This window comes from Sphingomonas sp., from assembly GCF_024508665.1.
Taxonomy (GTDB): domain Bacteria; phylum Pseudomonadota; class Alphaproteobacteria; order Sphingomonadales; family Sphingomonadaceae; genus Sphingomonas.
This window is the reverse complement of record NZ_JANINP010000008.1, coordinates 25,702-38,170: the sequence shown is the minus strand read 5'-3', so window position 1 is coordinate 38,170 and position 12,469 is coordinate 25,702. Positions and strand designations below refer to the sequence as shown.

The following is a 12,469-nucleotide window of genomic DNA, read 5'->3' as shown; positions in this document are numbered from 1 at the left end:
ATTGACACCGGTTTCCCATACGCAGTCGACAAGGAAGAAAGCCATCGGGGCGAGGAGGGGTTCGGCGGTGCAGCCAGACGATAACGTCGACAATATCACGCGGATCGCGCGCTCGTTCGTCGGCGCGCGCCGCGAGGGCCATGCGCTGCCTGACTATCCCGGCGACATGCCGGCCGAGCTCGACGACGCCTATGCCGTCCAGGACGCCGCCCTGGCGCTGACCCAAGGCAAGGTGGCCGGATGGAAAGTCGGGCGGATCAATCCGCCGATCGGCGCGGTCGACCGGCTGGCGGGCCCGATCTTTACCGATCAGCTCGTCATCGCGGACGGTTCGCCAATCGAAATGCCAGTCTTCGCCCACGGTTTCGCCGCTGCCGAGGCCGAATTCCTGCTGCGCATCGGCACCGCGCCGGGCCCGGCAAAACGCCATTATACGATCGAGGAGGCGCGGGCGCTGATCGATGCCGTCCATGTCGGGATCGAGATCGCCAGTTCGCCCTTCCCCGGCATCAACGATCACGGCGCGCCGGTCACCATTTCCGATTTCGGCAACAATAACGGCCTGATCGTCGGTGCCGCGGTCGGGGACTGGCGCCACATCGATTTCGATACCTGGCCCGTCGAAACGTGGATCGAAGGCGAGCGCGCCGGCGCGGCGACGACCGCGACGATGCTCGACGGGCCTTTCGGTGCGGCGCGTTTCCTGTTCGAATTGATGGCCGCGCGCGGTATCGCGCTCGAGGCCGGACAATGGATCTCGACCGGCGCCGTAACTGGGGTACACCCGGTACGCGTCGGCGATCGGGTCGAGGCGAAATTCGATGACCGGTTGACGGTCGAGTGCACGATAAAGGCCCGCTAAGAGGTCGCTTTCGAGGGAGAGAGACGATGGCGACGACCGGGATGCCGGACGCCGGGCGGGTGGACATGCGGGTCGGCCGCTATCGCTGGGTGATTTGCGGGCTGCTCTTCGCGGCGACCGCGATCAATTATGTCGATCGCCAGATGATCGGCGTGCTCAAGCCGACGATTTCGGCCGAGCTGGGCTGGAACGAGACCACGTATGCCGACATCGTCTTCTGGTTCCAGGTCGCCTATGCGATCGGCTATCTGAGCTTCGGCAAGATCGTAGATGCGCTGGGCGCGCGGATCGGTTTCTCGGTCGCGTTCGTGATCTGGACGCTCGGCCATACCCTGTGCGGCCTCATCACCGGGCCGTTCAAGCTGCTCGGCACGATGATTTCCCCGGCGATGCAATTCAACGGAGCGCGGTTCGTGCTGGGCATCGGCGAATCGGGCAATTTCCCCGCCGGCCTCAAGGCAGTCAGCGAATGGTTTCCCGCCAAGGAGCGCGCCTTCGCCACCGGATTGTTCAACGCTGGGTCGAATGTCGGCGCGATCATCACGCCGCTGATCGTGCCGGCGATCACGCTCGCTTACGGCTGGCGGATGGCGTTCGTGTCGACCGGCGCGTTCAGCCTGATCTGGCTGGTCGCCTGGATCGCGATCTATCGCCGCCCGCGCGAGCAATCCCGGCTCTCGGCAGCCGAGCTCGCCTATATCGAGAGCGATCCCGCCGATCCGCCGCAAAAGATCGGCTGGTTCAAGCTGCTCGGCTATCGCGAGACCTGGGCCTATGCCCTGGGCAAGTTCCTGATCGACCCGATCTGGTGGTTGTTCCTGTTCTGGACGCCCGATTTCCTGGCCAAAACCTATCATCTCGATCTCAAGAATTTCGGTCCGCCGCTGGTCGCGATCTACCTGATCTCCGATATCGGCAGCGTCGCCGGCGGCTGGTCGTCCTCGACCCTGATGAAGCGCGGCTATAGCGCGAACGCAGCGCGCAAGATCACCATGCTGGTCTGCGCGTTCCTGGTGATGCCGATCTTCTTCGCGCAATATGCCGCCAGCGTGTGGCTCGCGGTCGCGATCGTCGGGCTGGCGACGGCGGCGCACCAGGCGTTCTCGGCCAATCTCTACACCATTCCATCGGATATGTTTCCGCGCGCCGCGGTCGGGTCGGTGATCGGGATCGGCGGCACGGTCGGCGCGATCGGCGGCATGGGGATGGCCAAGTTCACCGGCTATATCCTGCAGACGACGCACAGCTACACATTGATCTTCGCAGTCGCCGGCAGCGTCTATTTGATCGCGATCGGCGTGGTCCATCTGCTCAGCCCGAAGCTGGCGCGGGTCGACGTGCCGGCGTGATAGCGCCGCGGCCGGCGCGCGCCGGCCGCTCGAGAGTGACGTATTATCGCAGCGTGGCGACGGGCCGCGCTGCCGATCTGAAAACACCGATTGCGGATATCCTGACAGCGGCCGCAATACAGATTGGGGAAAACAAAACCGCTTATAGGCAAGTCTTAAACAATTCGGCCGAGAATGCGGTGACGGGATTCTGCGCTTCCCATTCAGTGCGGAATGGCGATCGAGGACACCGTGCTAGAGATCCAGACCATCATTCTTGAGATGATTGCGAGGGGCGATACACTTTCCGACACCGCCACGCGCATGTGCCGTGAGGTGGAAATTCTCGCGCCTGATGTGGTCTGTTCGATACTAACCGTCGACAAGGCTGGGCTCATCCATCCGTTGGCAGGACCAAGTCTCCCTACCGCCTACTCCGATGCCCTGGATGGCCTGAAGATCGGACCTCTAATCGGTTCATGCGGCACCGCGGCCTACAATCGAGCTGAAGTCGAGGTCGTCGATATCGCATGCGATGTTCGCTGGGCAGACTTCAAGCATCTGGCTCTTCCCTTGGGTCTAAGGGCGTGCTGGTCCAGCCCTATTCTCGACGCTGACGGAGTAGCGATAGGCACCTTTGCCTTCTATTATCGCGAGTGCAGAGGGCCTACGGACACTGAAAAGGAAATCGTCCGGCAATTCGTGCACCTTAGCGCGATCGCCCTCGATCGCCATCAGCGCCTGATCGAACACGAAAGGCGCGCCTTCACAGACGCGCTCACGGGACTTGCCAATCGGGCAGCCTTTAACGCGGCGCTTAACGCGTTGAAATGCGACGTGCCAGGCGATTGGGCGCTGTTCATGGTCGATCTCGATAATCTCAAGGTGGTAAACGACACCTTTGGCCATCAAGCCGGTGACTGTCTGTTGCAGATCGCCGGTGCGCGGTTTGCCGCCGCCGTCTCGCCCGACGTGGCTTTTAGGATCGGCGGCGACGAATTTGCAGCCATTCTTCAGTCGAAAACTGCGTTGCGCGACCTCCAGAGCACCGCGGATCAGATTCTGTCCAAATTCGCCGAACCAGCCGATTGTGCCGGACACCTGGTCGTCCCGCGTGCCACCATAGGCGGCGCAATAGTGTCTGCCGGAGACGGGGTGGCCGAACGCGTCCGGCAGCACGCCGACTTCGCGCTCTATCACGCGAAAGAAACGGGGCGGGGCGGCTTTGTCCGCTATTGGCCCGGTCTCGGGACAAACATGACGCGCCGCCTCGGCGATATTCGCGACGTTGATGCAGCTCTTCGCGAGGATCGGATAGAGGCCTATTATCAGCCCGTTGTTCGACTGGATACACGGGAGATCGTGGGCCTGGAAGCACTATGCAGGATGCGGCATGGCGGCCGGATTGTACCCGCTGCCAATTTCCAGGAAGCGACGAAGGACGTTCATGTTGCGACCGCTCTGACCAAAAGGATGATGGCGTTGGTCGCGGCGGATGTCCGAGCGTGGCTCGACATGGGTATCCCGTTCCAGCACGTGGGAATCAACGTCTCGTCAGCGGACATGCACGGCGGCATGCTCGAGCAAATGCTTGTCGGCGCGTTTGAAGGCGAAGGCGTCCCGCTCAGCCACGTCGTCCTGGAGATTACCGAAGCCGTTTACATGGGCTCGGGCGATCGCGTTGTCCAAAAAGCGGTGGAGGCTATGCGGTCCCAAGGTCTGCGGATTGCACTCGACGATTTCGGAACAGGCTATGCATCGCTGACGCACTTGCTGACTGTGCCGGTGGACATCATCAAGATCGACAAGAGCTTCGTCGATCGGCTGGCCCCAGGCGATGCCAGCACGGCGATAATCGAAGGACTCCTTCACATCGCGAAAGAGTTGAATATCGGTGTGATTGCTGAAGGGGTGGAGACTGAAGAACAGGCAAAACGCCTCGAGAGCGCCGGCTGCATTTTTGGACAGGGATATCTGTTCTCCCCAGCGGTCGACGGATGGCAGACGACGACATTGCTGACCAACCAAGCACAGGATTCCGCAGCATTTGGGAGGAACGATGCTGCGGCGAGGAAGAGGCCCATTCGACGGCACTAGAGCGTCGGCGGCAGCCGATGGCCGTCTTGTCGAAGGCTGCTACTCGCTGCGTCGAGGTTGGCTGCCCCAGAAGCGTTCCGCGCAACTGGACCAGAGGATGGATGATCCAACCAGCAGCCTCCGGCTTTTCCATTTATCTTCAACCTCTCACGGGAGAGATTGGTGCGGTCGAGAAGACTCGAACTTCCACGTCCTTTCGGACACAACGACCTCAACGTTGCGCGTCTACCAGTTCCGCCACGACCGCACGTGTAAGATGCCATCGGACGGGGCCGCTGGCTGGCAGGCGAGCGCCCCTAGCAAAGCGATCTGTGCGACGCAACCGGAGTTTATCGGGCGGCGATATTCCGTGCGTAACCCGGCGGCCCCTCAGCTGCCGGTCGTGCTGCTCGAAAAGCTGAGCTTCATGTTCTTGGAATTGGCGGGCACGTCGAGCTTGCCGCTGTAGAAATCGATCGTACCGCCCGGCGCGATGGTCGGCTGGTCGGGCTTGATCACCCAGCTATAGACCATCCGGCCGTCCTTGGGCGCGTCGTACAATTCGACCCTAATGTCGGGGATCGGCTGGCGCTCCGCGGTCGGATTGTGGATCTGGCCGCCGACCGCGAACAATTCGCTTCCGGTCGGCAAATCGCGGCGATCGGGTTGCTTGACGTTGACGAAGGTCAGCGGGGTCTGGCCGCCGCCGGCCGGCATGCCCAGCCAGGTCGCCAGGCTAGGCACGTTGAGGAACAGCAAGGCGACGGCAGCGGCCAGCATGGCGACGCCCGCGCTCACCGCGGCGATCGTCCAGAGGCGCGCCGGATTGCGCCGCGGCCGGAATGGGGGCTCGTGTGCGAAAGGATCATAGTCCGGCGCGATATCGGCGCCCGGAGTGGCTTGGGCGGGGGACGGCGGGGCGATCGGCTCGGGAGCGGGAGGCGTCGGCTCGGGCGCCACCACCGCGGCACCCGAAAGGTCGAGCGCCTCGGGCTCCTGGAACCAGCTGTGCTTGCATTTGGCGCAGCGCACGGTGCGGCCGTCGGGCCCGATCGCGGTGTCGGGGACGAGATAGCGCGTATGGCATTCGCTGCATTCGAGGATCATATCGGCGTCCGCAGGGGGCCAACACATATGCCCCTGTCGCAATCCCTAAGCGGGCAAGGACAGTGCGGCAAGCCTTGCGGATATGCACGCCCCGGCTTGAAGCGGGAACGGGTTACGTGCGATGGCGCTGGCGGGGCAGCGTACAAGCGGGTAGCAGACGCCGGCATGGCGAATATCGTGCAGTTCGAGGATGTGGGGCTGCGCTATCCCGCCAGCGACGCCGATACCTTGTCGGCGATCAACTTCACCTTGGCCTCGGGTGGCTTTTATTTCCTGACCGGTCAATCGGGAGCGGGCAAGACGTCCCTGCTCAAGCTGATCTACCTCGCCCAGCGCCCGACCCATGGCGTCATCCGCTTGTTCGGTGAGGATGCCGGCGCCTTGCCGCGCAAGCGCCTGCCGGGTTTCCGGCGGCGGATCGGCGTCGTATTCCAGGATTTCCGGCTCGTCCCGCATCTGTCGGCGTTCGACAATATCGCCTTGCCCCTGCGCCTGTCGGGCGTGCCCGAAAGCGATGTCGAGGCGCCGGTGCGGGAGATGCTGGCCTGGGTCGGCCTGTCGGAGCGCAGCCACGCGCCGCCGCCGACCCTTTCGGGCGGCGAGCAACAGCGGATCGCGATCGCGCGCGCGGTGATCGGGCGGCCGGAAATCCTGGTCGCGGACGAGCCGACCGGCAACGTCGATCCCGACATGGCGGCGCGGTTGCTCCATCTGTTCGAATCGCTCAACCGGCTCGGCACCACCGTGGTGGTCGCGACCCACGACTTTCACTTGCTCGGACGAATCCAGAACGCGCACATGATGCGGATCGAGGCCGGGCGGCTGCTCGATCCGACCGGTGCCTTGCGCAATCCGCCCAAGGCGCCCGTCGCATGAGCGTGGCGATGTTCTCGACCGCCGCGGACCGCCGCGTGCTCGACGACCGCCGCGGCACGCGCGCGATGACCTGGATCATGGCGATCATGCTGTTCCTGACCGTGCTCGCGGCGGCACTGGGGCTGGGCACGGTCAACGCGGCGGACGCGCTCGATCGCGAGCTTGCCGGTCGCCTGACCGTGCAGGTGGTGTCCGCCGACCCGGCGGTGCGCGACCGCGACACCCGTGCCGTGCTGGCGGCGCTGCGCGGGATGCCGGCAGTATCGCGCGCCGATCCGGTCGATCCCGCCCGGCTGACCGAAATGCTGCGCCCGTGGCTGGGCGATGCCTCCACCGACGCCGATGTCCCGCTGCCGTCGCTGATCGACGTCGATCTGAGCGTGCCCAGCGACGAAGCGGCGGCGCGCGTTGCCAATGGCGTGCGCGCCACCGCGGCGAGTGCGCGCGTCGACAGCCAGTCGCGCTGGCTGTCGCCGGTCGCCGATTTCATGCGCACATTGATCTATGCCGCGGCGGCGCTGGTTTTGCTGATGGCCGCGGCGACCACCGCGGTCGTGCTGCTCGCGGCGCGCGCGGGGCTGGAGACGCATCGCGACACGATCGCCATCCTGCACATGCTGGGGTCGACCGACGTCCAGGTCGCGCGGCTGTTCCAGCGGCGCATCGCGCTCGACACGATGGTCGGCGGCGTGATCGGGACGCTGGCGGCGACGCTGGCGATCTGGGCAGTGACCGGGCAAATGGCCGGGCTCGGCTCGCAATTGTTGTCGGGCGGCGTGCTGACGCGCGGCGACTGGCTATTGCTCGCGCTGTTACCGCTGATCTTCGCCTTGGTGGCGACGCTCGCCGCGCGGATCGCGGTGCTCGGGCGGCTGAGGCAAGTGCAATGATCCGGCGCCTGATCGCCATTATCGCCTTGGTCTATCTGCTCGGCTTTGCCCTTTACGCGGTGACCTTGCCGCGCCCGCTTCAGGACATGCAGACCGATGCGATCGTCGTCCCGACCGGGGCGCCGGGCCGGATCGATCGCGGGCTGGCGTTGATCGCCGCGCATCAGGCGAAACGGCTGCTGATCAGCGGTGCCGCGCCGGGCGTCCGGCCGATCGATCTGTCGATCAAGTACAAGGTCCCGTTGGCGGTGTTCGCGTGCTGCGTCGATCTCGGACACGAGGCGGTCGACACGCGATCGAACGGCGCGGAAACCGCCAAATGGGTGGGGGACCACGGCTATAAGTCGGTGCGACTGGTCACGTCCGACTGGCATATGGCGCGCGCGCGGATGGAATTGGACGCGGCGCTGGATAGCGACGTGACGGTGGTCGATGACGGCGTGCAAGGCGATGCCGAATTGAGCGTGCTGCTGGTCGAATATAACAAGCTGCTGTTGCGCCGCGTCGCCTTGTGGCTCGGCTTCGGGCAATGAGCGCGCGCCGATGACCGTGTTGCGCAACCTGGCGTTCGCGATCGTCTTTTACGGCGTGTCGCTGCCGATCGTGCTGCTGGTGCCGTTCTCGGCGATGTTCGGGCAGCGTGCGCTGATCGCCTACGCCATGGCCTGGACCCGGTTCCACCGCTGGTGCGTGCGCTGGCTGCTCGGCATCCGCGTCCGCTACGAGGGGCCGCGGCCGTCGGGCCAGGTCTTCTATGCCGCCAAGCATCACTCGCTGATGGAGCCGCTCGAACTGGTCGCCGAGATCGGGGCGCCGGCGCCGATCATGCGCCGCGAATTCGCGCGCATTCCGATCTGGGGCTGGGCGGCGAAGCGTTACGGCGTGATCCTGGTCGACCGCGCCGCCTCGTCCAAGGCGCTGCGTCAGTTGATGCGCGAAGCCGAGATGGCGCGTGCGAGCGGGCGGTCGGTGATGATCTTTCCCGAAGGCACGAGAGTGAAACCGGGCGAGCAGCCAGAACTCAAATCGGGATTTGCCGGGCTCTACAAGATGCTCGGTCTCCCGGTCGTGCCGGTCGCGACCGATGTCGGGAAATTATGGCCCAAAGGCGGGTTGAAGCGCGCGGGCCTGGTGACGTTCCGGTTCGGCGAATCGATTCCGCCCGGCCTGCCGCGCGCGGAGATCGAGAAGCGCGTGCACGTTGCGATCAATGCGCTGGAGCAAAATCCTCCCCGCTAGCGGGGAGGGGGACCATTCGCGCCAGCGAATGGTGGAGGGGGCGGGCCGCAACGGAATCGCGTGCGGCGATCCCCCTCCACCACGCGACTGCGTCGCGCGGTCCCCCTCCCCGTAAACGGGGAGGATTTTAATCGTGCTGCCGCCCGAAATCCGGCGCGGCGTCGTCCTGGCCCTGGTCGATGATCGAGCGGCGGATCGCGCGGGTGCGGGTGAACAGGTCGAACAATTCGTCGCCCTTGCCCCAGCGGATCGCGCGCTGGAGCGAGGTCAGATCCTCGGTAAAGCGCTGCAGCATGTCGAGCACGGCCTCGCGGTTGCTCAGGAACACGTCGCGCCACATCGTCGGGTCAGACGCCGCGATGCGGGTGAAGTCGCGAAAACCGCCGGCCGAATATTTGATCACTTCGGACCGGGTGACTTCCTCCATGTCCGACGCGGTGCCGACGATCGTATAGGCGATCAAATGCGGCAAATGGCTGGTGATCGCCAGCACGCGGTCGTGGTGCTGGGGATCCATCATCTCGATCTCGGCGCCCAGCCGGCGCCAGAATTCGGCGACGCGCTCGACCGCGGCGGGGTCGGTGCCCTCGGGCGGGGTCAGGATGCACCAGCGGCCGTGAAACAGGGTAGCAAAACCCGCCTCGGGGCCGGAGCGCTCGGTGCCCGCGACGGGATGGGCGGGGACGATGGTCGCGCCAGGAAGCGCCCCGCTCAGCGCCGCGAGCACGGTTTCCTTGGACGACCCGACGTCGCTGACGATCGCATCGGCGGGAAGGTCATCGGCAATCGCTTCCGCCGCCGCGGCCATCGCGCCGACCGGCACGCAGAAGATCACCAGGTCGGCATCGGTCACCGCGGCGCCGGCAGTATCGGCGACATCGTCACAGAAACCGAGCGCCCGCGACGTTTCGCGGACTTGCGGATCCATGTCGTGCCCGGTGACCCGGACCGTCGGCATGTCCGCCTTGATCGCGCGCGCGATCGACGAGCCGATCAGGCCGAGACCGATGATGGTTACGCGGGAGAAGGGAAGCATGGTGTTTCTCTCTCCACCCTCACCCTTCCGCGGCTACGCCGAGTTCGCGCGAGGTCCGGTCCCCCGGACCGGACCTTGGCCTGCCGGGGGCAGGCCAAAGCTTGAACTCTCCCTCTCCCAATGGGAGAGGGAAGGGGCCCGCGAGCCGAAGGCGAGTGGGAAGGGTGAGGGTGAACGGGTTCCGCACTAACCGGCCTTCCCGACCATCTCACGCAATGCCGTAGCGACGCCGCGCGTCTCGTCCTCGGTCCCCACGGTGATGCGCAGCCCATGCGGTAGGCCCTGGCCGGGCAGCCAGCGGACGATATAGCCCGCGTCCATCAGGCCCTTATATGCGGCCTCGGCGGTCAATTTGCCCTCGAACAGCACCAGCACGAAATTGGCCTGGCTCGGGACCGCGCGCAGGCCGGCATTGCCGAGCTGGGCGATCTCTTGCGAGAACCAGGCGCGCCATTTGGCATTATGCGCCTTGGTATGCTCGACGAACTCGGTATCGCGCAGCGCCGCGATCGCCGCCGCGGTCCCGGCGATGGTGATCGAGAAGGGCAGGCGGATGCGGTGCATCGCCTCGATGATCGCGGGCGAGGCATAGCCCCAGCCGATCCGCTCGGCGGCGAGGCCGTACATCTTGGAGAAGGTGCGCGTGACGAGCACATTGGGCGCGGTTTCGGCCAGCGCCATCCCGCCATCCTCGGCATCGCCCTCGATATATTCGGCATAAGCGTGGTCGAGCACGAGCAGGATATCGGGGCGCAAACCGGCGTGCAGCCGGACGATCTCTTCCCTGGTCGCGTAGGTACCGGTCGGGTTGTTGGGATTGGCGATATAGACGATCTTGGTCCGCTCGGTGACGCACGCCAGGATCGCGTCGACATCGGTGGCATAGTCCCGATCGGGCGCGATCACCGGCACCGCACCGACGCGGCGGGCGGCGATTTCGTAGACTGCGAAGCCGTATTTGACGAAGATTACCTCATCGCCTGGCCCGGCGAACGCGCCAGCGGCGAGGTGGAGCACTTCGTCCGACCCGTTGCCGTAAATGATCCGCGCGGGATCGAGCCCGTATTTGTCGGCGAGCACGTCGCGCAGCTCGGTCCCGCTCGCGTCCGGATAGCGTTCGAGACGGCTCGCTGCCGACAGGAATGCCTCACGCGCCTTGGGGGAAGTGCCCAAAGGGTTCTCGTTCGACGAGAGCTTGGCGACCTTGCGGCCGTCATCGGTGGTCGATCGCCCGGGGACATAAGGCGCGATGGCCATGATCCAGGGCTTGGGTTCAGGTGCGCTCATGATGATTGGCCTATGCGCAGGCGGCTGTCGCCTTGGCAAGATGAGTCCCCAGCCGCTATGCAGCCCGGCCAGGGGGAAAGCGGATGCGGGGACCGACGGTATTCTGGCAGGCGCTCGAGACGGCGCGGCGGGAGAATCTGCGGGAGAGCGGGGCGGCGACACCCGTGCCCGGCGGCGACGGGCAGACGCGGCGGCAGGTGCTGCTCGCGCTGGCGGCGACGGCGGCGACCGCGGCTCTGCCACGCCCGGCTCGCGCGGCAACGAGCGGCGCGCCGGTGGTCATTATCGGCGGTGGCATCGCCGGACTGACCGCGCTCTGGCATTTGACCAAATCGGGAGTCGACGCGCGCCTGTATGAGGCGCGCACCCGGCTCGGCGGACGGATGTACACCGCCAAAGCCAAAGGCGTGCCGTCGATCGAGATCGGCGGGCAATTGGTCAATACCGACCATGCCGACATGCACGCGCTCTGCCGCGAATTCGGCGTGCAGCTGATCGACCGCAAGGCGGGCCAGCATCGCACCATGGTCCTCGACGGTGCGCGCGAAGTGCCCGAGGGCAGATTGGTCGCTGGCCTGCGCGGCATTGCCGGCCAGATCGACGCCGATTCGGTGCGGCTCGACCAGAATTACGCCAAGGTCGCCGCCGAACTCGATCGGATGTCGTTCACAGGCTATCTCGACAAATATGCCCGGCTGATCCCCGAACCCTGGGTGCGCCGCCTGATGGAAGCGACCGCGCGCACCGAATATGGCTGCGAACCAGTTCAGGCCTCGGCAATCGAATTGGTGTTTAACCTGCCGACGATCGACGGGCGCCGCATCGACGTCCTCTCGCGCAGCGACGAGCGTTACCTGATGGCGGGCGGCAGCTCCTCGCTGATCGAGGCGATGGCGGCGCGGCTCGCGAGCCGCATCACCACCTATCGCCGCGCGGTGCGGATCGACCCATCGCCGAGCGGCGCGCGCGTGGTCTTCTCGAATGGCGAGAAGATCGGCGCCTCGGCAGTGATCGTCACCACGCCGGCCTCGATCATGAGCCGGATCGCCTATGGCGTGCCGCTGCCGCCTTTGTGGCGCCAATTCATCGCCGAGGTCGGCTTGGGCAAGAACGGCAAGGTCCAGGCGGTCACCAATGCGCGGCCATGGGAAAAGCCGATCGGGCGCGGCGGCGAGATCTGGCAGACCGATCATGACGCAGGCTCGTCACTCGGCTGGGACGGCGGCGTCCGTCCGGCGGCGGGGCCGGGCAGCGTCTGGACCTGGTTCACCGGAGGGGACGAAGTGCTCTCCGCCGACCAGGCCGATCCGCGCACGCTGGCGCTCAAATTCGCGCGGCTGGCCGAAAGCGGCGTGCGGGGCATGGGCGCCGCGACGGGGACGACCGTCCGCCGTACCAACTGGCATCTCGATCCCTTCTCGATGGGCGCATACGTCAATTTCCGCCCGGGCCAGCTGACCAAGTTCGCCGACCTGATCTGGACCGAGACCGACGGCGTGGCGTCGAATCCGCTGGCGGCGGGGCCGGTCCATTTCGCGGGCGAGCATCTGTCGGATGCCTATCCCGGATATATGAACGGCGGCGCGCAGACCGGCCGGCTCGCGGCGCAATCGGTGATCGCGGCGAGAGCGCCGGCGAGAAGGATGGGGTGACGTTACTCCCCTCCCTGAAAGGGAGGGGCTGGGGGTGGGTGCCGAGCCAAAGGCTCGGCGTCATCGCCAACAACCCGCGCGACGCTCCGCGCCGCGCACCCACCCCCGACCCCTCC

General features: G+C 65.7%; 11 protein-coding genes and 1 tRNA gene. 8 read left to right on the top strand and 4 right to left on the bottom strand.

Annotation, left to right across the window (positions count from 1 at the left end):
- The first annotated feature begins 67 nt into the window (after nucleotides 1-67).
- The 3 genes from Q0L25_RS21425 (at nucleotide 68) to Q0L25_RS21415 (ending at nucleotide 4,287) form a co-directional block, all read left to right on the top strand.
- Nucleotides 68-862, top strand: a complete 795-nt coding sequence (locus Q0L25_RS21425) for a fumarylacetoacetate hydrolase family protein (protein ID WP_296617880.1) — start codon at nucleotides 68-70, stop codon at nucleotides 860-862.
- 26 nt (nucleotides 863-888) lie between these two features.
- On the top strand, nucleotides 889-2,211 hold the full coding sequence (locus tag Q0L25_RS21420) for an MFS transporter (RefSeq protein WP_296617878.1): 1,323 nt from the start codon (nucleotides 889-891) through the stop codon (nucleotides 2,209-2,211).
- 213 nt (nucleotides 2,212-2,424) lie between these two features.
- Complete coding sequence (locus Q0L25_RS21415) at nucleotides 2,425-4,287, top strand: GGDEF domain-containing protein (protein ID WP_296617877.1); 1,863 nt, start codon at nucleotides 2,425-2,427, stop codon at nucleotides 4,285-4,287.
- A gap of 160 nt (nucleotides 4,288-4,447) precedes the next feature.
- Here the strand turns inward: Q0L25_RS21415 and Q0L25_RS21410 are convergent.
- Nucleotides 4,448-4,534: transfer RNA gene (locus tag Q0L25_RS21410), tRNA-Leu, on the bottom strand.
- A gap of 122 nt (nucleotides 4,535-4,656) precedes the next feature.
- Nucleotides 4,657-5,373 (bottom strand): MJ0042-type zinc finger domain-containing protein, encoded by a 717-nt coding sequence (locus tag Q0L25_RS21405; protein ID WP_296617875.1) that lies wholly within the window; start codon nucleotides 5,371-5,373, stop codon nucleotides 4,657-4,659.
- A gap of 165 nt (nucleotides 5,374-5,538) precedes the next feature.
- Between Q0L25_RS21405 and ftsE the strand changes: the two genes are divergently transcribed.
- Genes ftsE through Q0L25_RS21385 form a run of 4 tightly spaced genes read left to right on the top strand, consistent with a single transcriptional unit; the run spans nucleotide 5,539 to nucleotide 8,378 of the window.
- Nucleotides 5,539-6,249, top strand: a complete 711-nt coding sequence (gene ftsE, locus Q0L25_RS21400; protein ID WP_296617874.1) for a cell division ATP-binding protein FtsE — start codon at nucleotides 5,539-5,541, stop codon at nucleotides 6,247-6,249.
- Nucleotides 6,246-7,139 (top strand): FtsX-like permease family protein, encoded by an 894-nt coding sequence (locus Q0L25_RS21395; protein WP_296617872.1) that lies wholly within the window; start codon nucleotides 6,246-6,248, stop codon nucleotides 7,137-7,139. The genes ftsE and Q0L25_RS21395 overlap by 4 nt, the downstream gene beginning before the upstream one ends.
- Nucleotides 7,136-7,672, top strand: coding sequence for a YdcF family protein (locus tag Q0L25_RS21390; protein WP_296617871.1), 537 nt, complete (start codon nucleotides 7,136-7,138; stop codon nucleotides 7,670-7,672). Before Q0L25_RS21395 ends, Q0L25_RS21390 begins: the two co-directional genes overlap by 4 nt.
- A 10-nt stretch (nucleotides 7,673-7,682) precedes the next feature.
- Nucleotides 7,683-8,378 carry a 1-acyl-sn-glycerol-3-phosphate acyltransferase gene (locus tag Q0L25_RS21385; protein ID WP_296617869.1) on the top strand — a complete coding sequence of 232 codons (696 nt, stop codon included), beginning with the start codon at nucleotides 7,683-7,685 and terminating at the stop codon, nucleotides 8,376-8,378.
- 127 nt (nucleotides 8,379-8,505) lie between these two features.
- Here Q0L25_RS21385 and Q0L25_RS21380 read toward each other — a convergent pair whose 3' ends face one another.
- Both Q0L25_RS21380 and hisC read right to left on the bottom strand, forming a co-directional pair.
- Nucleotides 8,506-9,414 carry a prephenate/arogenate dehydrogenase family protein gene (locus Q0L25_RS21380; protein ID WP_296617868.1) on the bottom strand — a complete coding sequence of 303 codons (909 nt, stop codon included), beginning with the start codon at nucleotides 9,412-9,414 and terminating at the stop codon, nucleotides 8,506-8,508.
- 186 nt (nucleotides 9,415-9,600) lie between these two features.
- On the bottom strand, nucleotides 9,601-10,701 hold the full coding sequence (hisC, locus tag Q0L25_RS21375; RefSeq protein WP_296617866.1) for a histidinol-phosphate transaminase: 1,101 nt from the start codon (nucleotides 10,699-10,701) through the stop codon (nucleotides 9,601-9,603).
- Between the two features lie 83 nt (nucleotides 10,702-10,784).
- Here hisC and Q0L25_RS21370 point away from each other — a divergent pair, with 83 nt between their 5' ends.
- Entirely contained in the window at nucleotides 10,785-12,353 is a 1,569-nt protein-coding gene (locus tag Q0L25_RS21370; protein WP_296617865.1) for an NAD(P)/FAD-dependent oxidoreductase, read from the top strand.
- Nucleotides 12,354-12,469 lie beyond the last annotated feature (116 nt).